Origin of the sequence: Pseudomonas sp. KSR10 (assembly GCF_022355455.1) — a bacterium.
Lineage (GTDB): Bacteria > Pseudomonadota > Gammaproteobacteria > Pseudomonadales > Pseudomonadaceae > Stutzerimonas > Stutzerimonas stutzeri_E.
The window spans coordinates 62,846-87,409 of record NZ_JAKOEN010000007.1; the positions used below are offsets into that span (position 1 = coordinate 62,846).

Annotated in this window: 23 protein-coding genes; 10 read left to right on the forward strand and 13 right to left on the reverse strand. The window is 59.5% G+C overall.

All coding sequences use genetic code 11. The annotated features are described in order from the left end of the window. The first annotated feature begins 62 nt into the window (after positions 1-62). Positions 63-2,243 carry a patatin-like phospholipase family protein gene (locus tag MCB86_RS02835; RefSeq protein ID WP_239609667.1) on the forward strand — a complete coding sequence of 727 codons (2,181 nt, stop codon included), beginning with the start codon at positions 63-65 and terminating at the stop codon, positions 2,241-2,243. A 33-nt stretch (positions 2,244-2,276) separates the two neighbouring features. Here the strand turns inward: MCB86_RS02835 and MCB86_RS02840 are convergent, their stop codons facing one another. The 3 genes from MCB86_RS02840 to recQ form a co-directional block, all read right to left on the reverse strand. After that, positions 2,277-4,226 (reverse strand): FimV/HubP family polar landmark protein, encoded by a 1,950-nt coding sequence (locus tag MCB86_RS02840; RefSeq protein ID WP_239609669.1) that lies wholly within the window; start codon positions 4,224-4,226, stop codon positions 2,277-2,279. 276 nt (positions 4,227-4,502) lie between these two features. Then, on the reverse strand, positions 4,503-4,940 hold the full coding sequence (locus MCB86_RS02845) for a MarR family transcriptional regulator (protein WP_045162634.1): 438 nt from the start codon (positions 4,938-4,940) through the stop codon (positions 4,503-4,505). A 178-nt stretch (positions 4,941-5,118) separates the two neighbouring features. After that, on the reverse strand, positions 5,119-7,242 hold the full coding sequence (gene recQ, locus MCB86_RS02850; RefSeq protein WP_045162635.1) for a DNA helicase RecQ: 2,124 nt from the start codon (positions 7,240-7,242) through the stop codon (positions 5,119-5,121). Between the two features lie 247 nt (positions 7,243-7,489). Between recQ and MCB86_RS02855 the strand changes: the two genes are divergently transcribed. Then, entirely contained in the window at positions 7,490-8,077 is a 588-nt protein-coding gene (locus tag MCB86_RS02855; protein ID WP_045162636.1) for a YecA family protein, read from the forward strand. Positions 8,078-8,091: 14 nt separating this feature from the next. Further along, complete coding sequence (locus MCB86_RS02860) at positions 8,092-8,493, forward strand: YbaN family protein (protein WP_045162637.1); 402 nt, start codon at positions 8,092-8,094, stop codon at positions 8,491-8,493. 15 nt (positions 8,494-8,508) lie between these two features. Here MCB86_RS02860 and MCB86_RS02865 read toward each other — a convergent pair whose 3' ends face one another. After that, positions 8,509-9,102, reverse strand: a complete 594-nt coding sequence (locus MCB86_RS02865; RefSeq protein ID WP_239609671.1) for a DTW domain-containing protein — start codon at positions 9,100-9,102, stop codon at positions 8,509-8,511. A 97-nt stretch (positions 9,103-9,199) separates the two neighbouring features. Here MCB86_RS02865 and MCB86_RS02870 point away from each other — a divergent pair, with 97 nt between their 5' ends. Next, positions 9,200-9,871: a glutathione S-transferase gene (locus MCB86_RS02870; RefSeq protein ID WP_045162639.1), complete on the forward strand. Its 672-nt coding sequence runs from the start codon at positions 9,200-9,202 to the stop codon at positions 9,869-9,871. Positions 9,872-9,894: 23 nt separating this feature from the next. Here the strand turns inward: MCB86_RS02870 and MCB86_RS22930 are convergent, their stop codons facing one another. Next, complete coding sequence (locus MCB86_RS22930) at positions 9,895-10,020, reverse strand: PA1414 family protein (RefSeq protein WP_275589394.1); 126 nt, start codon at positions 10,018-10,020, stop codon at positions 9,895-9,897. A gap of 178 nt (positions 10,021-10,198) precedes the next feature. Beyond that, positions 10,199-11,923, reverse strand: a complete 1,725-nt coding sequence (aceK, locus tag MCB86_RS02875; protein ID WP_239609673.1) for a bifunctional isocitrate dehydrogenase kinase/phosphatase — start codon at positions 11,921-11,923, stop codon at positions 10,199-10,201. A 155-nt stretch (positions 11,924-12,078) separates the two neighbouring features. Here aceK and MCB86_RS02880 point away from each other — a divergent pair, with 155 nt between their 5' ends. Beyond that, complete coding sequence (locus tag MCB86_RS02880; protein WP_230623643.1) at positions 12,079-13,065, forward strand: DMT family transporter; 987 nt, start codon at positions 12,079-12,081, stop codon at positions 13,063-13,065. Here MCB86_RS02880 and MCB86_RS02885 read toward each other — a convergent pair. Both MCB86_RS02885 and cysK read right to left on the reverse strand, forming a co-directional pair. Next, on the reverse strand, positions 12,992-13,867 hold the full coding sequence (locus MCB86_RS02885; protein ID WP_045162641.1) for a DMT family transporter: 876 nt from the start codon (positions 13,865-13,867) through the stop codon (positions 12,992-12,994). The two genes, MCB86_RS02880 and MCB86_RS02885, sit on opposite strands and share 74 nt — an antisense overlap. Positions 13,868-14,193: 326 nt before the next feature. Continuing rightward, the gene (gene cysK, locus MCB86_RS02890; RefSeq protein ID WP_239609675.1) at positions 14,194-15,168 is read right to left on the reverse strand and encodes a cysteine synthase A; all 975 of its coding nucleotides are present in this window, start codon (positions 15,166-15,168) and stop codon (positions 14,194-14,196) included. A 143-nt stretch (positions 15,169-15,311) separates the two neighbouring features. On the opposite strand from cysK, the gene MCB86_RS02895 reads away from it, so the two are divergent. From MCB86_RS02895 to MCB86_RS02910, 4 genes are all read left to right on the forward strand, one after another. After that, the gene (locus tag MCB86_RS02895; protein WP_239609677.1) at positions 15,312-16,385 is read left to right on the forward strand and encodes a DUF748 domain-containing protein; all 1,074 of its coding nucleotides are present in this window, start codon (positions 15,312-15,314) and stop codon (positions 16,383-16,385) included. A gap of 140 nt (positions 16,386-16,525) precedes the next feature. Further along, positions 16,526-17,371 (forward strand): MoxR family ATPase, encoded by an 846-nt coding sequence (locus tag MCB86_RS02900; protein ID WP_239609679.1) that lies wholly within the window; start codon positions 16,526-16,528, stop codon positions 17,369-17,371. Between the two features lie 52 nt (positions 17,372-17,423). After that, on the forward strand, positions 17,424-17,822 hold the full coding sequence (locus tag MCB86_RS02905; RefSeq protein WP_045162645.1) for a GFA family protein: 399 nt from the start codon (positions 17,424-17,426) through the stop codon (positions 17,820-17,822). Between the two features lie 47 nt (positions 17,823-17,869). Next, positions 17,870-19,048, forward strand: coding sequence for a VWA domain-containing protein (locus MCB86_RS02910; RefSeq protein ID WP_045162646.1), 1,179 nt, complete (start codon positions 17,870-17,872; stop codon positions 19,046-19,048). A 49-nt stretch (positions 19,049-19,097) separates the two neighbouring features. Here the strand turns inward: MCB86_RS02910 and MCB86_RS02915 are convergent, their stop codons facing one another. The 3 genes from MCB86_RS02915 to MCB86_RS02925 are packed head-to-tail and all read right to left on the reverse strand — an operon-like array spanning position 19,098 to position 20,948. Then, positions 19,098-19,646 (reverse strand): DUF2937 family protein, encoded by a 549-nt coding sequence (locus MCB86_RS02915; RefSeq protein WP_045162647.1) that lies wholly within the window; start codon positions 19,644-19,646, stop codon positions 19,098-19,100. After that, positions 19,646-20,422, reverse strand: a complete 777-nt coding sequence (locus MCB86_RS02920) for a class II glutamine amidotransferase (protein ID WP_045162648.1) — start codon at positions 20,420-20,422, stop codon at positions 19,646-19,648. The genes MCB86_RS02915 and MCB86_RS02920 overlap by 1 nt, the downstream gene beginning before the upstream one ends. Positions 20,423-20,480: 58 nt before the next feature. Continuing rightward, positions 20,481-20,948 carry a hypothetical protein gene (locus MCB86_RS02925; RefSeq protein ID WP_045162649.1) on the reverse strand — a complete coding sequence of 156 codons (468 nt, stop codon included), beginning with the start codon at positions 20,946-20,948 and terminating at the stop codon, positions 20,481-20,483. Between the two features lie 214 nt (positions 20,949-21,162). Between MCB86_RS02925 and MCB86_RS02930 the strand changes: the two genes are divergently transcribed. Further along, positions 21,163-21,603, forward strand: a complete 441-nt coding sequence (locus MCB86_RS02930) for a universal stress protein (RefSeq protein WP_045162650.1) — start codon at positions 21,163-21,165, stop codon at positions 21,601-21,603. 32 nt (positions 21,604-21,635) lie between these two features. Here the strand turns inward: MCB86_RS02930 and MCB86_RS02935 are convergent, their stop codons facing one another. Both MCB86_RS02935 and MCB86_RS02940 read right to left on the reverse strand, forming a co-directional pair. Further along, a complete protein-coding gene (locus tag MCB86_RS02935; RefSeq protein ID WP_045162651.1) occupies positions 21,636-22,328 on the reverse strand; it encodes a hypothetical protein in 693 nt (230 codons plus the stop codon). A gap of 137 nt (positions 22,329-22,465) precedes the next feature. Continuing rightward, complete coding sequence (locus MCB86_RS02940; protein WP_045162652.1) at positions 22,466-24,376, reverse strand: ATP-binding cassette domain-containing protein; 1,911 nt, start codon at positions 24,374-24,376, stop codon at positions 22,466-22,468. Positions 24,377-24,564: the final 188 nt, after the last annotated feature.

The window sequence follows — 24,564 nt, forward strand, 5'->3', positions numbered from 1 at the left end:
GCTCGTGGGCTGACGGACGCCTATAATAGCCGCCATTTCGCAATCCTCCCGCCGGTGTTGCCATGTCCCGCCTACTCGTTCTGCTGATCCTCCTGATGCCGCTGACAGGATTCGCCGATTCCCAGCCCCGCACTGGTTTGGTGCTGTCCGGAGGTGCTGCAAGAGGACTGGCACATATCGGCGTCCTGAAGGCATTGGAGGAACACGGCGTGCGAATCGATGCGATTGCCGGTACCAGCATGGGTGCGGTGATCGGTGGGCTCTACGCCGCAGGCTATAGCGTCGAGGAGTTGGAAACGCTGGCACTCGATCTCGACTGGCAAGAGGTACTGTCGGATGATCCGCCGCGGCAGGATGTACCTTTTCGACGCAAACAGGACGACCGCGATTTCCTGGTCAAGCGCAAACTCAGCTTCCGCGACGATGGCAGCCTAGGGTTGCCTTTGGGTGTCATCCAAGGGCAGAACCTTGCCCTACTGCTCGAACGCCTGCTCGTGCACACCAGCGACACCCGTGATTTCGATCGCTTACCAATACCCTTTCGCGCTGTGGCAACCGATATCGCCAACGACAAGAAAGTCATCTTCCGTAGTGGCCATCTGCCCCAAGCCATTCGCGCCAGCATGTCGATCCCTGCGGTGTTCGCCCCGGTCGAAATCGAAGGCCGTCTGCTCGTCGACGGCGGCATGGTCGACAACATTCCCATGGATGTCGCCCGCGACATGGGCGTGGATCGGCTGATCGTGGTGGACATCGGCACGCCACTGCAGCCCCGCGAGCAGCTGCTTACGGTCGTCGATGTACTCAATCAATCGATCACCATGATGACCCGACGTAACTCCGAGGCTCAGCTGGCGACCTTGCGTCAGGAAGACCTGCTGGTACAACCGATGCTGGCGGGGGTCGGTTCGACCGATTTCGGCCGCACGGAAGCGCTTATCGACGCAGGGTATCGTGCGGCCACCGCGCTGGACGCCCGTCTGACCGCCATGCGCAGCGAAACCGGTGGCAACCCTGCGCTGAGCCTCGCCCGCTCAGCCGAGCCTCGTACACCACTGATCACCGCGGTGCGCATCGAGAACGATTCGAAAGTGGGCAACGCGGTCATCCGCCGGCACATCCGCCAGCAAGTGGGCAAGCCCCTGGATCTCCAGGATCTGCAGAATGACATGGGCACGCTGTACGGACTGGACTATTTCGAACAGGTCGAATACCGCGTGGTGCATGGCAATTCGGGCAATACGCTGGTCATCACCACCCGTGAAAAGCGCTCCGGCACCGACTACCTGCGCCTGGGCATCAACCTCTCGGATGATTTTCGCGGCGACAGCGCATTCAACATCGGCGCCAGCTATCGCAAGAACGGCATCAACGAGTTGGGCGCCGAGTGGCTGACACGCCTGCAGCTGGGCGATCGCCAGGAGCTGTTCAGCGAGTTTTATCAGCCGTTGGATGCCGGTTCGCGCTGGTTCGTTGCACCCAACCTGTTCGCCGAGACACAGAACATCGAGGCGATCATCGATAACGACCCCATTGCCGAATACCGCCTGCAGCGATACGGCTATGGGCTGAACCTGGGGCGACAGATTGCCAACAATGGCGAAATCCGCTTCGGTGTAGGTCAGGCTTGGGGCGAGGCAGACATTCGCGTCGGCGACCAGCAGCTACCGGATTTCAACTTCGAGGAAGGTTATTACCAGCTGCAGTATTCGTTCGACACGGTGGACAACGTCGATTTTCCGCGCGAGGGCGAAGATATCGGGCTGACCCTGCGCCAGTACGATCCAAGTCTCGGCTCGGATCAGCGCTATCGCCAATGGGAGTTTCGCCTGGATAAGGCCGTCAGTTTCGGCCTGCATACGCTGGTCTTCGGTGGCCGCTATGGACGCACCCTGGACGACGCCGAGATCGTCACATCGAGCTTCTTGCTCGGTGGCGCACGGCAGCTGTCGGGCTTTCGCCAGGATGCCCTCTCCGGTCAGAACATCAGCCTGGCCCGCATGATCTATTTCCGCAGGATGACGCCGCGCTCGTTCTTGCCACTGGATTTCCCGCTGTACTTGGGGGCATCGCTTGAACGCGGTCGCGCCTGGAACAACGACAACGCGTTCGATAGTGGCTATATCAACGCCGGCAGCATCTTTATCGGCTACGAAACGCCCCTGGGACCGCTGAACTTCAGCTACGGCCTGAACGATGAATCCGAGCGCGCGCTGTACATGAATCTTGGGCGCAGCTTTTGATGGCCTCGCCCAGCGCTCATACCGGAACCTCGATCAGGCGATCTGTGCAAGCAACTCGTTGACTTGCTGCCGCTGCTTCTCGTCGCCTTCGATCGCGAGGCTTTCCAGAATGACGCAGGCGCTCTCCATGTCGCCCTGTTTGATGTAGGCGGCAGCCTGATTGAGGCGAACCAGATGCTCCGGGTTTGCCTCCAGCTGGCGCAGTTCTTCGGTCGCCGAAATCGACGCGAAGCTACAGGAATTATCGAACAGACTGGGCAGGTCGCCGAGCGTCAATGCACTTTCGTCAATGCCATCCAGCCAGGGCTGTGAATCTTCAGAGGCAATCTGCTCGCGACTCTCAGCCAGGCGTGGCTCGGCGACCATGGGCGCCAGGCCTACCAACGGCGACGGAGAAAACTCGTTCAGTACGAACGTGACGTCTGGATCCAGCGATGACTCATGATTAGCGGATGCAAACGTCGCAGCCAAGGCGGGACACACGGTCAGCAGCGGGTCCAGCTGCGCCTGGCTACCTCCCGCTTGCAGGTAAGCATTGGCAGCGGCGCGGCAACGGTCGATATCACCAGACTCCACGAGAAGCCCGAGGTGGCGCAAGCGAATATCGAGCTGCTCGGGTGCTCGCTCGATACCGCGCTGCAGCACTTCGAGCGCCTCGTCGCGGCGACCGTAGGACAGGTAGATCTCCGCCGCCTCGAGCACGTCCGTTTCGCTGACGGAGGCGTGCGCGGGCTGGCGAGGCATCTCCAGCGCCACCGTCGGCGCGACAGGCGCCGTAGGTGTCGGCGGTACAACCGATACGGGAACCGCTACCGGGAATTCGACGTTTCGTTTGTGGCGGCGCACGAACCACAGCCCACCCAGCAGCAGCGCTACCAGCACGCCTCCGCCAGCCAATGTCCAGTCCTGCCACCCGAATGCCGGCTCGGCAATGGCCATTTGTGCAGCTGACGGCTCAGCGACAGGTTGCTCAGGCGTATCCACTGGCGCAATCGATTGTTCAAGCTGAGGCGAAGCGGTCGCCTGTGGTCGCTGCTGCTCGACTAATTGCCCGGTGACAGCCTCGAGCTCCATCTGCAAGTCGGCCAACGTCTGCCTGAGCTGCTGGTTCTCCTCTCGACTGGCCGCCAGCTCTTCGAACAGCTGACGGCGCAGAGCCGTGATTTGATCGTCCAGTGCCGAGGCATCGGCAGGCTCAGAACTGGCTATCGGATGATTCTGGGCGATGGATTCAGCCATCGGCTGTGCACTGACAGGTTCGGCAAGCGTAGTGGCAGCTCTCTCCGCCGAATCTGGCAACAGCAGGTTCGCACCGGCTTTTAGGCGCCCCGGATCGCCATCGGGAAAGGCATTCGGATTAAGTGCCTGGATATCGCGCATGAACTGCGACTGGGAACCCTGCGCGCCGTCAGCGACATAAGCGTTTGCAATCATCCAGAGACTTTCGCCACTCGCAACCCGATGGCGTTTGCCCAGCGACGCTTGCGGCAATTCGGCGAGCTCTGAAAAGTTAGCTGGTTCGGCGCGCACTGGCGAAGCCACCGCTTGCGGGACGCTGACCACCTCGTTATCGGGAGCCGGCGTGGTCGGCAGCGGATCAAGCAGAACCGTGTACTCGCGCAACATCCGGCTCTTCGCCCGGGTGATCTCGACCAGGAAGTTCAGGTAAGGCTCATTAACCGACTTGTTGGAAGCCACGCGGATCCGGCTGCGGGTACCGTCAATCACGGGGGTGAAGCTCAGATCCTGCAGGAATGCCAGGCGCTCGACACCGACACGGGCGAAGTCATTACTAGAAGCCAGGGCAACACGGATGTCATCGGCCGACAGATCGGCCACATCCAGCAACTCGATTTCAGCGCTCAGCGGCTGATTCAACGCGGAGTGGAGTGTGATATCGCCCATGCCCAAGGCAGACACCAGGCCGGAATAGATCAGCGAGCCCGAGGCTACCATTAACAAGACTCGACGACTTAGTGCCATAACAACCTCCACAGCCGACCAGCGGCGTGCATGGACGCCGACCCACTGTTCGATTACTGAACTGTGACGCGGTTATCGACAGATACAGAAAAAGATGGATGCATTTCGTCGGCGAACGCGCTATGGCATTGTGCCACTACCATGCAAACCAGCCTAGGAGCAAAGGATGAACGGCGGTCGCCGCCTGGTTTGCGAACAGTCGGATGAGGAAGAACGACGCGCCAATCGACGACGACAAGGGCGGCGATCTCGGTAGTGATTAGCCCACGCCGGCCTTTAACGTTTGGCCTTGACCAGGTTGGCCAGAATGCGCTCATGCACCTGTTGGCAGTTGCGCAGGTCTTCCTCGTCGATGCCTTCGAAGAGCTCCTGCCGAACCTGGGTGGAGATCGCTTCGATCTTCTGAATCAACGGGCGCGCCGGCACGCCAAGAGTAATGAGCTTGGCACGGCGATCCCCGGGCGCCGGCTGGCGATGCACCAACCCCTGAGCTTCAAGGCTGTCCAGCAATCTGGCCAGCGTCGGACCTTCGACCGCCACGCTTTGCGCGAGCTCGCGCTGGGTTGGATCGTGATCGAACCGGGCCAGATGCAGGAGAACCAGCCACCGGGCCTGCGACAAGCCTAGATCGGCCAGCCGGCGATCCAGCTCGGCGCGCCAGCCACGCGAAAGTTGCGCCAATTGCATGGCGAAGCGGTGTTGGTCTGGGTACATGGAGCGGCGTTCCTGCAAAACTAATTATTAGTGAGCTAACCACAGCTCTAAAATGCTGGCAAGCGGCCCTCTACTCTGGAACGTAACCGTGAGTTGCAGGACAAGCCTCAGCCCGAGCGCAATAGGCAACAAGCGAGGCGCCGGCTAGCCACGCCGGACTATATGCCAGGTATGGCGATCAGAGTTCGAATTCGGCCTGCAATGACGCCCGAACGCAAAACAGTACCGCTTCTGGAACACGTCCGACGAAGTGCTCGGCAATTGACGCAACGGGAGGAAGCTCGCCTTCGCCATCGAGGAACGCCTCCTGGATCTCGCCCAGCAATTCCTCGGGTAGATCCAGCGCCTGCTCCAAGCTGAGCTGTTGCTGGCCGATCGCTTCGGCGAGCATGGCGTACACGTTCTTCTCGCTGCAATCGAGCTGTCGGGCTATCTGCGCTGGCGTCATACCGGCACGCGACAGGGTGATGAGCTCATGACGCACATCCGCAGGGGACCTGACCGCCTTCGCCGTACCCTGCAGGACTTCCAGAAACGCTTGGCCATAGCGCTCAAGCTTGCGCGCACCCACGCCACTGATGCGCGCCATGTCGCTAAGCGAGCTCGGCTGGCTGCGGAGCATTTCCAGCAAGGTCGCATCCGGGAAAATTACGTAAGGCGGTACGCCATGTTCTTCGGCGAGCTTGCGGCGCAGCGTGCGCAACGCCTCCCAGGTCTCGCGTTCCTCGCTGCGAACCAATTGACTCGCCGCGCTGACGGAGGTCTTCGGCGCCTTGGCAGCCAGCTCGCGGCGCAGTTCGAGGGTGACTTCGCCACGCAATAACGGACGGCAGCTGTCGCTGAGTCGCAACCCACCAAAACCTTCCAGGTCGACATCCGCCAGCCCCCGCGCGACCAACTGACGGAACAGCGAACGCCACTCCCCTTCCGATAGCGCCTTGCCAACGCCGAACACCGACAGTTGTTGATGGCCGAAGCTACGAATCTTCTCGTTGTCGCGGCCGAGCAGGATATCGACCAGATGCCCGACGCCGTAGCGTTGTCCGCTGCGGTAGATCGCCGACAGCGCTTGCCGCGCCGGTTCGGTGGCATCCCAGGTCTGTACGCCATCGACACAGTTGTCGCAATGACCGCAAGGTTCGGGCATCTGCTCGTCGAAATAAGCCAGCAGAACCTGGCGACGGCAGCGGGTTTCCTCGCACAGCGAGAGCATGGCGTCGAGCTTGTGCTGCTCGATGCGCTTGTGCCGATCATCGCCCTCTGAATTGTTGAGCATCTGCTTGAGGAAAATCACATCCTGCAGGCCATACGCCATCCAGGCATCAGCAGGCAGGCCATCGCGACCCGCACGGCCGGTTTCCTGGTAATACGCCTCCAGCGATTTGGGCAGATCAAGATGAGCGACGAAACGCACGTTGGGCTTGTCGATCCCCATTCCGAAGGCGATGGTTGCCACCATGATCAGGCCTTCCTCGTTGAGGAAGCGCTTCTGATGGAAAGCCCGCAGATCGTTCGGTAACCCGGCGTGGTAAGGCAGCGCAGGAAAACCCTGCTCGGTGAGGAAGGCGGCAATGTCATCGACCTTCTTGCGCGACATGCAGTAGATGATGCCAGCATCGCCGCGACGCTCCGCCAGGAAGGCCATCAACTGCTTGCGAGGCTGTTCCTTGGGCACGATGCGATAAAAGATGTTCGGACGATCGAAGCTGGAAAGAAAACGCTCGGCATTCTCCAGATGCAATCGCTGGACGATTTCCTCTCGGGTGCGCTTGTCCGCCGTGGCAGTCAACGCGATTCGCGGGACGCTGGGGAAAAACTCTGCAAGCTGCCCCAACTGAAGATACTCGGGACGGAAATCATGGCCCCACTGCGAGACGCAATGGGCCTCGTCGATGGCAAACAGACCGATTTCCAAACGTTGCAAGAACGCCAGCATGCGCGGTTGAACCAACCGCTCGGGTGCGAGATAGAGCATTTTGATTTCGTTGCGGCGCAGGCGATCGGCGATGTCTCGCTGTTGCTCAGCCGTCAGGGTCGAATTGAGCGCTGCCGCAGCAACACCCAGCTCCTCGAGCGTGGCCACCTGATCGTCCATCAGCGCAATCAGCGGCGATACCACTACTGCCAGGCCGTCACGGAGCAATGCCGGCACCTGATAACAAAGCGATTTGCCGCCACCGGTCGGCATCAACACCAGTGCGTCATCGCCGCCGGCCACGCGCTCGATGATCGCACCCTGGTTGCCACGAAAGGCGTCGTAGCCGAAAACATCTTTTAGAATGCGCTGTGCCTGATCGAGCATGCCGGTCTCCGAAACAAGACGCGCGAGTATACGCGACACGGGCGCGGGGTTCAGGCTGAACACCACGATGACGCGATAGCCGGACGGTGAGTTCTATTGCAGCGGAACTCCATCGGTATTTTTCTATCTGTCGAAGGACGACGGCGCGCGAAAGCTGGCCCAGCCACTACCGCCTGATAGCGCCCGGTAGCGGGAGACCCGCAGCTCGTCTAGAATCACCGCTGTTCTCATCCCAAGGTAGTCTTCGATGTCATTCGCCGAGCAACTCGCCCGCTTGCAAGTGTTTCTGGATGCAGATGACCTGCATGAAGAAGCACTGGATTACATCGCCGCGCACGGCTACCTGACCGCGCTGTGCATTTGCTCGGAGCAGGTGCCCGAACGCGAGTGGATCGATGCGCTGTTCGCCGAGCCGCCGAAGTACGCCGACGACACCGAGCGCGAAGCCATCGAGGCGACACTGACTCAGCTTAAGGCGCATATCGCCCGGCAGCTGGCCAGTGACGAAGATATGGAACTGCCTTGCGAGCTCGACATGGGCGACGAACCGGACGAATCCGATCTGCGCGGTTGGTGCATCGGCTTCATGGAAGGCGTGTTCATGCGCGAGTCGGTGTGGTTCGAAGATTCCGAGGAGGAAGTCAGCGAGCTGCTCCTGCCGATCATGGTCGGCTCCGGGCTGTTCGATGAGCAACCCGAGTTCAGCGACATCGCCGAGGATCAGGATCTGGTCGGGGAAATGGTCGCGCAGATCCCTGAAATCCTCACCGCGCTGTACCTGATCTGCCATGCCCCCGAAGAGAAACCGGCGCTTCTTAAACCGCGCAAACATTAAACCCGGGTAACCTCTTGGCGCACCGCGATATCCCGACGTATCGCAACCCGGTAGTGCGTTATACGCTACTGGGTATCGGCTGGTTGAGCGTTGCGCTCGGCGTCATCGGCATCTTTCTGCCGGTCCTGCCGACTACGCCCTTTCTTCTTCTTGCCGCCGCCTGCTTCGTCCGCAGTTCACAGCGCTTCTACAACTGGCTGGTGATGCACCCGAGGCTGGGTCCCTGGTTCCGGGATTATCTGGAAGGCAAAGGCATCCCGCTGAAGGCAAAAATCTATTCGATCGTAACGATGTGGCTGAGCATCAGCGTGTCCTGCTGGTTAGTGCCGATGTTCTGGGCACGAATCGGAATGCTGACCAGCGCGACACTGGTGACGCTGTACATCCTCCGCCTGAAAACCCGTCCGCCGCGCTAAGCCACGGATGCGTGCTCACCGGTGCTGGCGGCTTGCGTGATTGCGCTGGAACACCTCTGTGCCCATCGCCGCGATCTGCCGCTCGATCATCGTTTCGAACGGTCCCAGCAACACATCGAACCTATCGGTGTCCTCAAGCGTATTCAACACAGCCACAATCGCTTCGAGGGTAGACAACGCACCGGGCATCGGGGCCTTGCGCAGTCGATAGCGGGACATCAGGCCCTCTGGTAGTGCAACACGCGGCAGGTCGGCAAGACGCGGATTGAGGTGCAGCAGCTTGCGGGCCTTGCGCCAGGTGCCGTCCGGCACGATCAATCGCAGCGGCCCACCCTTCTGTGCCAAATCCACAAGCGACACGGCCTGCTCGCCGGGAAACAACAGGTAGCTTTCGAGGCCATCGTCTGGGAGATCCTCGAATACTTCGCCCGTTCGGAGCTCGGCATTGGTCAGACCCAGCGCTGCCAAGCGCGCCGTGTTCAGGGCGTGTCTCGTTTCGCTAGGGTGCTGAAGGATCAGCACAGCAGTGGTGCTGGCAACAGAGGGGATCAAAGCACAGAGGCAATGACTCAACGGGCGCTGGCAACGCGTGCATTGTGGACGGGACATGGCTTCTCCTGAATGGAGGCGAAGTCTGCCACAACCGGCAGAAACGTAACGGTGGACTAAGCTAGTCGCGGTCACCGATTGTAAAGAGGCTGCACCGATGCTCACCCTGCACCACCTGGACAATTCCCGCTCGCAACGCGTGCTCTGGCTGCTGGAAGAACTGCAACTCCCTTATGAGATCAAGCGCTACGCTCGAGACCCGCAGACAATGCTTGCTCCACCTGAACTGAAGAAGGTGCATCCGCTCGGCAAGTCGCCCGTCATTACCGATGGCGACCTGACTCTGGCCGAATCCGCCGCCATCATTGAGTATCTTGTCGACCGCTACGGCGACGGCCGACTGACCCCGCCCATAGGCTCATCCGAATACCTTCGCTTTCGCTATTGGATGCACTACGCCGAAGGTTCAGCGATGCCGCCGTTGCTGCTCAAACTGGTATTCGATCGCATTGGCAACGGGCCAATGCCCTTTTTCATTCGGCCGGTGGCGCGGGCAATCGCCAAAGGCGCGAACAAGGCATTTATCGGCCCACAGCTAAAGCTCCATCTGGATTACATGGAGAAGGAACTAGAGAAAAGCCAATGGTTCGCCGGGGACGAATTCAGCGCTGCCGACATTCAGATGAGCTTCCCGTTAGAAGCCGCCCAAGCGAGAGCGGGCCTGGATGCCAGTCGCCCGAGGCTGAGTGCGTTCTTGCAAAGGATACGTGACCGCCCCGCTTATCAACGAGCCATAGAACGGGGTGGTCCGGTGATGCCCGGGCGCTGAAATTCAACCCCCGGTTGTACGGGTCAGCGCCTCTTGGCTGCTGACTCGCCTCGTTGCGCGCGGACCGGTATCGGTTGCAGCCGTGGCGGTTCGATGAAGCCAAGCGCCACTGCCAGATTCCAGCACACACTACTGAGCCATGCTTTCATGATGAACCCTCCTGCTTGGTAACGGGTCTTGGTGGAGCCATGGGCTTCGTAATCAGCATAACCCAAGAAAAGCGCCGTTGCCTGCAACAAATGTTGCTGATTGTCAGCCTCCGAGCCTATGTGGTTTGGCTCTATAAATTGCGACCCGCCTTGACCGCGAGCGTTCGCCACATACCACTCACTGGGCAGCCTCCAGCCTGCGCCTGTACGGAAAGACATCGATCACTTTGCCATCGCTTATCGCTTGCTGCAGGCCCTTCCAATAGTTGGCGTCGTACAGCTCGCCGTGGAGCTTGGCAAAGAGGCGACGCTGCTTGATATCGGCAAACAGAAAGCGCGGGAACTCCTCTGGAAACACATCGTTCGGACCGACCGAATACCAGGGTTCGGACGACATTTCGTCTTCCGGATAACGAGCCTCGGGGATGTAGCGGAAGTTCACCTCGGTGAGGAAGCAGATCTCGTCGTAGTCATAGAACACTACCCGGCCATGACGGGTCACACCGAAGTTCTTCAATAGCATGTCGCCGGGAAAGATATTGGCGGCGGCGAGTTGCTTGATCGCCAGTCCGTAGTCCTCCAGCGCTTCCTGTACCTGCTGTTCGCTGGCGCTCTCCACGTAGATGTTCAATGGCGTCATCCGCCGCTCGGTCCAGCAGTGGCGCACCAGCACCGTATCGCCCTGTACCTCGACCGTTGACGGCGCAACCTCAAGCAGTTCTGCCAGGCAGTCGGGATCGAACTTGGACTTAGGGAAGCGGAAATCGGCGAATTCCTGCGTATCGGCCATGCGCCCTACCCGGTCGACACTTTTAACCAGCCGGTACTTCTCGATGACGGTCGCCCGGTTGACGTTCTTGGTCGGAGAGAAGCGGTCCTTGATGATCTTGAAGACCGTGTTGAAGCCCGGCAGCGTAAACACGCTCATGACCATACCGCGCACACCCGGCGCCATGATGAAGCAGTCATCAGTGGTTGCCAGGTGATTGATCAACGCGCGATAGAACTCCGACTTGCCGTGCTTGTAGAACCCAATGGAGGTGTACAGCTCGGCGATGTGCTTGCCCGGCATGATGCGCTTGAGAAATCCGATGAACTCCGCGGGTATCGGCACCTCGACCATGAAATACGAGCGCGTGAACGAAAAGATGATCGAGACTTCCGCTTCGTCGGTGATCAACGCATCGGCGACGATTCCCGCGCCTTCGTGGTGAAGTAGCGGTATCGCCAGCGGCCATTGTTCGTCGCGTGTGAAGAGCCGTCCAACCAGATAGGCGCCCTTGTTGCGGTAGAGCACCGAACAGAAAAGCTCAACCGACAGCTCAGGGTCCTTGCATACCCAGTCTGGCAAGGACACCTGCAGCTGCGCCTCGAGCCGCCGCAGGTCACCGTTCAGATCCGCGTAGGGTACGGAGAAGGCAAAGTCCCTAAGGATCTGCGCGAGCATGCCGTAAAGGTCACCGCCGGGCTGATACCGACGCGTCTGGGCCTTTCGCTCGTGGGCACGATTGGAGGGCCGAGTGGTATGGATGAACATGGTGCCGTCGCTGATGCAGTCATGGCTGAACAACGTACAGAAGATCGAGTTGTACCAAGTCTCGGACAATTCATCGTCAAAGCGGGGATTGATCTGATCGATATAGGCGCTCTTGATCTGCGGCCACTGCTGTACATCCAGCAGTACCTCTGGCTCGAATAACGCTCGCAGGTCCGCTGCCGTTTCGCCGACCTTCTGTTCGTACAAGTTGATGCGTGCCGCCGAGGCATGCTGAGCATCTTGCCACTGTGCTTGTTCGAACCGGGACCGAGCACCTTCAGTGATCAGCCGGAAATGTTCACGGTAGTTATCGAAGCCCAGCAGGATCTGCCGCGCGATTTCAGCGTCCGGCGATTTTGACAGCATGGCGATCGTCTCCAGCGATGGAAGCCCGAGCTTATCCAGCCACCGATCGCAATGAAAGGACCGCAGCGGGTCGCAAGCCGGTTTGAAAGCGTGATTCGGGTTGCCAGACAGGCAGACCTCGCCAACACTTCGGTGTCCCGTCGTCGGAGTTTCCCATGCGTCCTTCAGACCTACTGCGCCTGCTCGGTCTCGCTGCCATCTGGGGCGCCAGCTTCCTGTTCATGCGAATCATCGCGCCGGAACTCGGGACATTTCCCACTGCGTTCTTCCGGGTACTATTTGCCTGCCTAGGCCTGTTGGCGATTCTGATGATGATGCGGATCCGCTGGGATTTTCGCGGCAAGCTGAAACTGTGTCTGATTCTCGGAATGATCAATTCCGGCGTCCCGTTCGCGCTCTATGCCCTGGCAGCGCAATTTCTGCCAACCGGCTATTCCGCGATTTTCAACGCAACCACACCAATGATGGGCGTAATCATTGGTGCTCTATTTTTCGCCGAAGCGCTGACGGCAGCGAAACTGGTCGGAGTGCTATTCGGCCTGAGCGGCGTGGCGCTGCTGACACGTACCGGCCCCGTGGCATTCGACGCACAGCTGTTGATCGGCGCGCTCGCATGCCTGGGCGCGACCGCCTGTTATGGATTCGGTGGTTTCCTGACTCGTCGCTGGATCAACCAGCACGGCGGGTTGAGTAGCGAATTGGTTGCCTTCGGCAGCCAAGCGGGAGCGGCACTCTGTCTGCTGCCACTGTTCGTCCTGTCACTGCTGACAGCGCCCCCGGTTTCCTGGGGTGACAGCACCGTCTGGCTCAGCCTTGCCGGGCTCGGCATCGTCTGTACCGCCTTCGCCTATATTCTGTATTTTCGCCTGCTTGCAGACATCGGCCCGGTTCGTACCCTGACGGTCACCTTCATCATTCCACCCTTCGGTGTGCTCTGGGGCGCCCTGTTTCTTGATGAACCGCTGGACTGGGCCTATGCCTATGGCGGTGCGCTGATTGCCGTGGCGCTCTGGCTCGTACTCAAGCAGGCGCCGGCCACGACCGCGGCGACACCTGCCTCCAACGAAGTTAACGACGGTCCGGCGCTGGCCGAAATACCAGAACGAGACCAAGCACGATCAGCAACATGCCGACCAGACTGAGCATCGCCAACCGGTTGCCGAACACCAGGTAGTCCATTACCGCCGTCACCGCCGGCACCAGATAGAACAGGCTGGTCACGTTGACCAGATCTCCCTTGGCGATCAGTCGATACAACAATAAGGTCGCGGCCACCGAGATTACCAACGCCATCCATGACACCGACAGCCAGAAGCCCGGTTCGAAGGTTATGTTCATGGGCTGGAATGGCACGAACAGCGAACAAAGCAAAAGCCCGGCGAGATACTGCAAGGGCATGGCACGTAGCGGATCACCTTTGGCTCGTTTCTGCATCATCGAGCCCAGCGTGATGCTCGACAGTGCCAGCAAAGCACAGGCCACGCCCGCCACGGACAGCCCTCCCACGCCAAGGCTCTGATACACCACCAGCACCAGTCCACTCAGACCAAGCAGCAATCCGAACAGCCGCAGCGGTCTTAGCCGTTTGCGCTCCAGCAACACGGCCGTCAGGATCGGCTGCACGCCTAGCAGAGTCGCCATGACCCCCGGCGTCATCTGCAGATCCAGTGCCAGCAGATAGAAGATCTGATAACTGCCCAGCAGCACCAGACCGGTGGTCAAGGCATACCGACGCGCCTTCCATCCGTCAGGCAGCGATAGCGAGGCCAGCCTCACCACCCCCACCAACGCCACCAGCGCGATAACGAAACGAACCAACAGGAAGGCGAACGGCGACGCGTACGCCAATCCCCATTTCGACACGATTGCCCCACTGCTCCAGAGCAGCACGAAAAGGCCCGTAGTCGCATACGCGACCAGGTTGTTGCGTGAGAAAGAAATCATCCTGCCACCTTTGATCAGGCATACGAAACTGCGCCAACGAATGGCAAATGCAGTGACGGAAGTGCCGGCGAACCGGCGTGACTCAAGCCAGCGCGGGTGGCGGTGGCGGAGCCAGGAACAAGCCCGGTGGTGGGCTCGCAGGATGGCGGGGAGATGTGATCGGCATGCGTGCAAGAGCTGCGAAACCACCCGCGTATGGGCGTTCGTGGTCAGCGACGTTGCAGAAGCATGTGCGGTTCATACCGATCTCGAAGCATTGGAGAAGCAGGTTTCAGACTATAGCGGTGCTGCGCCGGTTCTGCCAAGCCAGATCGGCGCAACGGGTGTTACTGCTGCAGTTCCAGCTCACCGAACAGGTCGGCAAACAACATGGTGGACAGGTAGCGCTCGCCGGAATCGGGAAGAATCACCACAATGTTCTTGCCCTGCATTTCAGGCCGCTGGGCCATGCGCACCGCCGCAGCCATGGCGGCGCCGCAAGAGATGCCACAGAGGATGCCTTCTTCGCGCATCAAGCGCAGCGCCATGGCCTTGGATTCTTCATCACTGACCAGCTCGACTTGATCGACAATGGACAGATCGAGATTCTTCGGCACGAAGCCGGCACCGATGCCCTGGATCTTATGCGGGCTCGGTTTGACCTCATCTCCCGCGAGCGTCTGGCTGATTACCGGAGAGCTGGCGGGCTCGACCGCCACACTGAGAATCTTCTTGCCCTTGGTGCCCTTGATGTAACGCGAAACCCCGGTGATGGTGCCGCCAGTCCCAACCCCCGAAACCAGTACGTCGATGTTGCCTTCGGTGTCGTTCCAGATTTCCGGCCCGGTGGTTTTCTCATGGATCCCCGGGTTGGATGGGTTCTCGAACTGCTGCGGCAAGTAATACTGGTCACGGTCCGATGCGGCGATTTCCGTCGCCTTCTCGATGGCGCCCTTCATGCCTTTCGCCGGATCGGTGAGCACCAGCTCCGCGCCAAGCGCCTTGAGTACTTTGCGCCGCTCCAGGCTCATCGAAGCCGGCATGGTCAATACCAACTTGTAGCCACGTGCCGCGGCGACGAACGCCAGACCGATGCCGGTATTGCCGGAAGTCGGCTCGATGATCGTCATGCCTGGTTTGAGCAGTCCGCTTTTCTCGGCATCCCAGATCATCGCCGCGCCGATCCGGCACTTTACCGAATGGGCCGGATTGCGGCCCTCGATTTTGGCCATGATGCTGACGCCCTTCGGGCCCAACCGATTGATCATCACCAACGGGGTATTCCCGATGGCCTGCGCATTGTCAGCGAAGATGCGGCTCATGACAGTGTCCCTGCGAGTGGAAAATCAGACTGATCAGCCTAAGCCCAGTCTCATGACTCGTCCAGCCGAACTCACCGATACGAGCAACGGTCCACCTTCAAGTAAAGGCAGTTCGATGACCACACCTTCGGCCAGACCACTCCATGAAAAGACGTTACCGACTCCCGCTGTGGATACTTCTGTCATTGGCATTGCTACTGCTGATCATCCACCTTGCCCTGCCCCACTTGGTGCGCAACTACCTGAACGACAAGCTGGCGGACATGGGCGAGTATCGCGGCCATGTCGACGACGTCGATCTGGCCTGGTGGCGTGGTGCATATCAGATTGACGGGGTGCTGATAGAGAAGAAGAACGAGCAGGTTCAAGCCCCTCTGTTCACCGCTCCGACAATCGATATCGGGGTGAGCTGGCGAGCACTCTGGAAGCACCGCGCCCTGGTAGGTGAGGTCCGGCTGGAACAGCCAGAACTGAATTTCGTCGACGGCAAGGACGCCGGCGACTCGCAGACCGGCGAAGGGGTCGACTGGCGCGAAAGGCTTGAGGAGCTGGTGCCGTTTACCTTGAACGAGCTGCGTGTCATCGACGGTCAGCTATCGTTCCGCAACTTCGAATCCGATCCGCCAGTGCATATCTACGCCAACGCGATTAACGCCAGTCTCTACAACCTGACCAACACGGCGGATGGGCAAGGCCGCGTGGCGACGTTCGAAGGCAACGCCAAGTTTCTGAACCATGCCCCTATGGAAGCCACCGCGAGCTTCGACCCCTACACCAACTGGGAAGATTTTGAAGTGAACCTGCGCTTGACCGGGGTGGAGCTGACCAAGCTGAACGACTTCAGCAATGCCTACGGCAAATTCGATTTCGCCGGCGGCACCGGTGACTTGATCATGGAAGTAGAGGCCAACGACAGTCAACTGTCTGGCTACATCAAGCCCTTGCTGCACCAAGTCGAAGTGTTCAACTTCGAGCAGGACGTCGAGAACGAAGACAAGGGCTTCTTCCGTGGGATCTGGGAAGCCGTGGTCGGTGGCGGCGAAGAAGTCCTGCAGAACCAGAGCAAAGATCAGTTCGCTACGCGTGTTGAGCTATCCGGCAGCACCAAGAACACCGAGGTCAGCCCGTTTCAGGCCTTCATCGCCATCTTGCAGAACGCTTTCGTCGAAGCATTTTCGGCCCGTTTCGAGCGTTCACTGAGTGAAGACGACAAATAGCGGAGCACGGTTGAGCGGCCTGCGCCCATTCAGTGACTGAATGATTCTCTCGCGTTCACACTAAAGGGCCCATCCCTTATAGTCGATCTCTGACTCAAACACGAAGCGCCTGCGTGCCAGGCCCGATCAAGGAAATCCTGATGAAGTTCGAAGGCACCCAATCCTATATCGCCACCGACGACCTCAAACTGGCGGTCAACGCAGCCATCATACTGGAGCGCCCGTTGCTGGTGAAAGGCGAGCCGGGCACCGGCAAAACCATGCTCGCCGAGCAACTGGCAGAGTCATTCGGTGCGAAATTCATCACCTGGCACATCAAGTCCACTACCAAGGCCCATCAGGGCCTGTACGAATATGACGCGGTGAGCCGCCTGCGTGACTCGCAGCTAGACTCAGACCGGGTGCACGATGTACGCAACTACATCAAGAAGGGCAAATTGTGGGAGGCGTTCGAGTCCGAACAGCGCGTTATTCTGTTGATCGATGAAATCGACAAGGCGGACATTGAGTTCCCCAACGACCTGCTGCAGGAACTCGACAAGATGGAGTTCTACGTCTACGAGACCAATGAAACCATCAAGGCCAAGCAGCGCCCGATCATCATCATTACGTCAAATAACGAAAAGGAGCTGCCGGATGCCTTCCTGCGCCGATGCTTCTTTCACTACATCGCCTTCCCTGACCGGGAAACGCTGCAGAAGATCGTCGACGTGCATTATCCGAACATCAAGAAGGACTTGGTGGCCGAAGCCCTCGACGTGTTCTTCGATGTTCGCAAGGTACCCGGGTTGAAGAAGAAGCCATCCACCAGCGAACTGGTCGACTGGCTCAAGTTGCTGATGGCCGACAACATTGGTGAAGCCGTGCTGCGCGAACGTGATCCGACCCGAGCGATTCCGCCCCTGGCTGGAGCCCTGGTAAAAAACGAACAAGACGTGCAATTACTTGAGCGTCTGGCATTCATGAGTCGTCGCGCCAGCCGCTGAACGGCGGCGGCTCCAAGCGGAGCCGACCGCCCCACACACTGGAGGAAGAACCATGCAAACGCATACCGGTAGTTGCCTCTGCGGTGTCGTGCGGTATCGCATCGACGCACCGATCAACCAGCTCACCCATTGCCATTGCAAGATGTGCCGCAAGGCGCACGGGGCTGCATTCGCGACCTACGCGAGCGTGCCGCTGGAAGCGTTTCACTTCCTCTCCGGCAAGGATCAGCTGGGCGTCTTCCACTCCTCCGAACATGTGACGCGGACGTTCTGCATTCGCTGCGGATCCAATCTGCAATTCGTCGATAACCGAGAGCATGAGGTCGGCGTCGCTGCCGGCACGCTCGACTCTTCGCTGCCCGTCCCGCCCCAGGAGCACATTTTCGTCGGTTCCAAGGCGGACTGGTACGAGATCAGCGACGGGCTCGCGGAACACGACGAAGACCTCTGACCACCAAACGCAAGGTGCCGTGATGACGGTACGCCCGAGGTTCTGCCATGTTGCTTGGCCTGTTCAATGAAATGCGCGCCGCCAAGGTGCCGGTGTCGGTACGCGAGCTGCTCGACCTGATCAACGCGTTGAAACACAACGTGATTTTCGCCGATATGGACGAATTCTATTTCCTGTCACGGGCCATTCTGGTCAAGGATGAGCGCCACTTCGACAAGTTCGACCGCGCCTTCGGCACCTACTTCAAGGGCTTGGAAAACCTCGATCAACACATTGAGGCGTTGATTCCAGAAGAATGGCTACGCAAGGAATTCGAACGCTCCCTGAGCGATGAAGACCGCGCCAAGATCGAGTCCCTCGGTGGGCTGGACAAGCTGATCGAGGAATTCAAGAAGCGCCTGGAAGAGCAAAAGGAACGGCACGCCGGGGGTAACAAATGGATCGGCACCGGCGGCACCAGCCCGTTCGGTTCCGGTGGCTACAACCCCGAAGGCATTCGCATCGGTGATGCTGGCAAGCGTCAAGGCAAGGCGGTGAAGGTCTGGGACCAGCGCGAATACAAGAATCTCGACGATCAGGTCGAACTGGGCACTCGCAACATCAAAGTCGCCCTGCGCCGCTTGCGCAAATTCGCCCGTCAAGGTGCGCAGGACGAGCTGGACCTCGATGGCACCATCGACCACACCGCTCGAGACGGCGGGCTACTCAACATCCAGATGCGCCCGGAACGACGTAATGCGGTGAAGCTGCTGATCCTGTTCGACATCGGCGGCTCGATGGACGCTCACGTGAAGGTCTGCGAAGAGCTGTTCTCCGCCTGCAAAACCGAGTTCAAACACCTGGAGTATTTCTACTTCCACAACTTCATCTACGAGTCGGTCTGGAAGAACAACTTTCGCCGCACCTCCGAGCGCACCTCGACACTCGACCTGCTGCACAAATACGGCCCTGATTACAAAGTGGTATTTGTCGGCGATGCCGCCATGGCGCCTTATGAAGTGACCCAACCCGGTGGCAGTGTCGAACACTGGAATGAGGAAGCGGGCTACGTCTGGATGCAGCGCTTCATGGCCAAGTACAAGAAACTCATCTGGATCAATCCCTACCCCAAGGACACCTGGGGCTACACCTCATCCACAGGGATCATCCGCGAGCTGGTGGAGGATCGGATGTACCCGCTGACATTGAGCGGTCTGGAAGAAGGGATGAAATTTCTGGCGAAATAGCAGCCAACCGATCACCGTCACGGTGCCATAGCGAACCCGCCTGGGCTCGCTATGCATTATCACCTGGACGACCCGAGCGAGCGACGCGACGCACATTACGTGGTCGACGCTGCGGAAACAGCAATCGGCGGATCAGCAGAAAAATGCTCTCGGCAATCCAGGCCAACAGCAATGCACAGCCGACCCCCCAAGCGATCGCCTCGGGCGCCAGCAGGACCTGAAAGCGGTAACTGCTCCAGACCTGATGGCGAATGGCCTGGTCGGCCCCGAAGAACACATGCCAGGCTTGTGCATACCAGGGACCCTGCATGATTCGCCACTCACGATCGAGCAGGCGTGCGCGTTCCACGAGCGCCGCGACACTGCGTGCATCACTCTGGATAACTGGATCATCGCTGGCACGATAGTGCTCCACCAGCGCATTCAAATTGCCCTCGAAGAACCGTCCGGCCGTTTCCTGAAAGCCCAGCAGCCCCTGCTGCGCTTCGATCCGGCGCGCCTCGACGTGACGTTCATATGCTTGAATAAAGCCCGGCACCTGGACGCCAATCAGCAAGCCAAGGGCGAACACCGTCAGTCGCAAATAGCTTCGTAGCATCACTGCACCTGCCCGCGCGCAACGCACTCGCCCAAACGCCAGAGCGTCCATTCGCCCGGCTGGTGAACTTGCCACTGCTCGTTATCAGTCAATGGCTCGGTTGCCAATACGGTAACGACATCATTCGGCGTTGTTTCGACGGTGAAATCGACCGTCAGGTCGGCATCTTTCAGTTGTGCCGGGCCAAAGGGAGCGCGCCGAGTAATTTGCACGAGCTTGGTGCTGCAGAAACTGAACAACCATTCACCGTTGCTCAGCAAGCAATTGAATACGCCTTTGGCACGGTAGCCCGCGCAGGCGTCGAGCAGTGCAGGGAGCAGGTCCTCGGCAGCCACGCGGTCGGGGAACACGCTGCGCACCCGGCTAAGCAGATCGCAGAACGCCGCCTCGCTATCGGTATCGCCGACTGGCTGGTAGAAACCACGCGCAGGACTGAAATCAGCGAGCTGACCGTTATGGGCGAAGCACCAATGCTGCCCCCACAGTTCTCGCACGAAGGGATGGGTATTGACCAGCGCGACCCTGCCGACGTTGGCGTGACGGATATGACCGATCACCACTTCGCTCTTGATCAGGTAATGCTGAACCATCTTCGCCACTTCGGACTCGCAGCTGGCCACTGGATCCTGAAACAGACGCAGACCACGGCCTTCGTAGAAAGCGATGCCCCAACCATCTTTGTGTGGCCCGGTGCGCCCCCCGCGCTGCATCAGCCCCGTGAAGCTGAAATGAATGTCGGTCGGTACGTTGGCGCTCATGCCGAGCAGTTCACACATGCATGATCTCCCGCTATCTCTTGTGTTCCGAGTGCCCGGTATTAGCCGGTCGACTCGCTCATAACCTGGGCTCGGTCCGTGACTGGTAACGATTGGAGGGGCGGTAGTCCACCTGCTCGTCATCCTCGAGCCGCTCCCGCAAGGTACGAGCGTCCTCCTCTGCTGCAGATGCTGTGCGCCGCCGCCCGAGCCGGCGCTCGATCGGCCAGCGCAGCGCCACCAATACTGCGTATAGCGCGAATGCGATCAGCCCGTAGAGTGCCAAATCCGCAACTGCACGCCAGGCGTTGTTGCCGACCTTGAACAGTAGATCCAGCGCGGTGATCGCCACAGCCGGCGCGAACAGTTCCCGAGTGGGATCGACGATGGTGGGTGTCAGTAGCAGTACGGCTGCGATCAGCCGCAGCGGCTCGCGCAGCCAGCGCCACAGGGGTCGCGTGACACGGAACCACACCAGCAGAGCTCCCAGTGCAGCCACTCCATAAGCTGTCCAGGCGAGTAGGTAATCATTGGCGAATAGGAACATGACGATCTCGTGTGTAAGGCAGTGTGCTCACCGGCGTGTAATGCCGCGCATGATAACAGTGGCGAGCCTGCCGGCTGCCAGTTCGCAATGCAATGACAAGCTGGTCATCATCCATGTAACGCCGTATAAACGCTGAAAACAAAAAAGGGCCGGAAAGCGCCAGTAGCGTGCCGAGAAGCCATACTTGTCACACGGACACATCAGGAGAGCCATCATGACCTACCAGCATATTCTGGTCGCTACCGACCTGAACGACGAATGCCACCCGGTCGTAGCACGCGCCGAGGCATTGGCCATCGCCAGCGGCGCAAAACTAGCCTTGGTCCACGTCATCGAACCAATGGCCATGGCCTTCGGCGGTGACGTGCCGATGGATCTATCGATGCTGCAGCAGCAGCAGTTCGACCAGGCCCGTGAGCGCTTGACCGGGTTCGCTGAGCGTTACCCCAGCCTGACTGTCGAGCAGCGTCATCTAGCCTACGGACAGCCCCGTCAGGAGATACACAGGCTGGCCAAGGAACAAGGTTGCGATCTTGTCGTTGTCGGCAGTCACGGCCGTCATGGTCTGGCGCTGCTGCTCGGCTCTACCGCCAATGACATTCTTCACGGAGCCCCCTGCGACGTGCTTGCTGTTCGGCTGACCAAGGCCGAGTAACTTCACCGATTCTGCGCCTGAGCCCTGGCGGCTCAGGCCATCTCCGGCCCCTCTCCGGCGCTCATCACCAGCGGTCTGATTTTCTTCAACTGGGTCTCCAGTGAATAGGTCAGGCTGGTTGCCATGGAGAAAAACGTCAGGAAAGCCTTTAGATTGGAGTCGCCGTGACAGGTGTCGTGGATTCGCTGCCAGAACGCCTGATTGACCAACTGCAGTTGCTGGAAAGATCGCACCAGGCCACGCAACTCCCAGTCGGCATGGCGTCCTTCACGTAAATTGAAGTACTGCCGGGCCAGATACAGCGAGACCGCGCGCAGCACGAACTCCTGATTGCTGGCGAACGGCAGATGCTGATGCGCCATCGGCTTGAGCCTGCCCAGCACCGGGCAGGCGCTGGTGGCCATGATAACGCCGAGCAGCGCACGCAACCCCTCCTCCAGCCCTACCAGCTTGTTGTATTCCCGTTCCGGCGTACGCACTCGCACTTGCGCTTTCTTCACCGCAGGCAGGCCCTGGAAGTCCTCGATGACCCGGTGCAGGTCCACAGCGGCGGGGCAATGGCTGAAGCTGTCCCGACTCAGTGGGCAATTGTTGCACTGCTGATGATCCAGGCGCGTCCATTTGGGTGCCTGACTGGCAGCCTCGTGATCGTAGACGCGGTCCAGCTCGATCCGGTAGCTGAACTCATGCTCGTCGTCCAGGACGATGCGGTAATCAATTGCCATCTAAGCTCCGTCTGGAATGCTGACAGGTGTCGTTTAGTCTTGGTGTCCGGGTCACGCCATGCGGAACATCAAGGGCTGATCTATGGCATCGAGAGATGTGCTGGACAGAACGGGGGGATTTCCACCACGCGTGCGCTTCAGTCTTCCAGCTCGGCCCAGCGCTCCAGCAATTCGTCGAGTTCTGCCTGCAGCGCCTCAAGACGCGATATCGTTTCGCCAGTATGCTCCGCAGTCTGCTGATAGAACGTCGGCTGCGCAATTTCGGCTTGCAACGCGGCGATGTTTTTTTCGACTGCGTCTATTTTTCCCGGTAGCGCCTCCAGTTCGCGCTGGACCTTGTAGCTGAGTTTCTTCTTCGCCGGGGCAGGTTCGGCGTTGGGTGTCGCGGGCTTGCTCTGTGGTGTTTCGACTTTCGCTTCCTTGGCTTCCTTCGTCTCCGCTACGCCGAGCAGTTTTACCGAGCCGCCTTGCCGCAGCCAGTCCTGGTAGCCGCCGACGTATTCGCGAACGACCCCGTCACCCTCGAAAACCAACGTACTGGTGACCACGTTATCGAGAAACGCCCGGTCATGGCTGACCATCAATACCGTGCCCTGGAACCCGAGTAGAACCTCCTCGAGAAGCTCGAGGGTTTCCACGTCGAGATCGTTGGTCGGCTCGTCCAGTACGAGCAAGTTGGCCGGCTTACTGAACAGTTTAGCGAGCAAGAGGCGTGCCCGTTCTCCGCCAGACAGTGCCTTTACTGGCGTGCGGGCCCGCTGCGGGCTGAACAGGAAGTCACCGAGGTAGCTGAGAACATGGCGATTCTGGCCGTCGATAGTGATGAAGTCGCGCCCCTCGGCGACATTGTCGATGACAGTCTTTTCCAGTTCCAGCTGGTGACGCAATTGGTCGAAATACGCCACTTCCAGTTTGGTCCCCGCCTCAACCGTGCCACTGGTGGGTTGCAGATCGCCCAACAGCAGCTTGAGCAGTGTGGTCTTGCCGGTTCCGTTGGCCCCGAGCAAACCAATCCGATCGCCACGCTGCAGCACCATCGAGAAATCGCGAATCAACGGCTCGCCGCCTGGATGAGCGAAGCTTGCATGCTCGACGACGATGACCTGCTTGCCGGATTTCTCCGCTGCGTCGACCTGGATGTTGGCCTTGCCTTGATGCTCACGGCGTTCGCTGCGCTCGGCTCGCAATGCCTTGAGTGCACGAACACGGCCTTCGTTACGAGTACGGCGGGCCTTGATGCCTTGGCGAATCCACACCTCTTCCTGCGCAAGCTTCTTGTCGAACAGCGCATTGGCCGTTTCTTCAGCCGCCAACTGTTGTTCCTTGTGCACCAGGAAGCTGGCGTAATCGCCGTTCCAGTCGATCATGTGGCCTCGATCGAGCTCGAGGATGCGAGTCGCCAGGTTCTGCAGGAACGCACGGTCATGTGTGATGAACAGCACCGCACCGTTAAAACCGGTCAGCGCTTCTTCCAGCCAGGCAATCGCGCCGATATCCAGGTGGTTGGTCGGCTCGTCCAGCAGCAGCAGATCGGGTTCCGATACCAGCGCCTGAGCCAGCAGAACGCGCCGCCTCCAGCCGCCGGAAAGCTCGGCGAGGGTTTTGTCGGCTGGCAGCTGCAAACGACTCAAGGTGCTATCGACCAGCTGCTGCAGACGCCAACCGTCCTTGGCTTCGAGTTCTTGCTGGACATGCATCAGCTTGTCCAAGTCGGCTTCGTTCTGGATGTTCTGGCTGAGGTGATGGTAGTCGGCAAGCAACTGACCGACGCCGGACAAGCCTTCGGCTACCACGTCGAACACGGTGCGCTCGTCAGCGAGCGGAAGCTCCTGCGGCAGCTCGCCGATCTTCAGCCCCGGCGCGCGCCAGATTTCGCCGTCATCGGGCAACTGGCTGCCCTTGACCAGACTCAACATGCTGGACTTTCCGGTGCCGTTGCGGCCGATGATGCACACCCGCTCACCCCGCGCAATCTGCCAGGACACTCCATCGAGCAATGGATTGGTGCCATAGGCGAGGGACACATTGGTCAACTTGAGCAGGGTCATGACTACCTCCGGAAAACAGGGCGCGCAGTCTAGCAGAATGCGCCTGTCAGACGGACGTCACCGCGTTTGCGGGCATGCGTCCGAGGGCTTCATCCACAACCTGCCATCATGATTCCGCCAGCGTCCCAGGCGCGCCACGTCTGGCTTATCGTACGTTCGTCGGAACGTACTAGTTTGTTGGTTTCAAC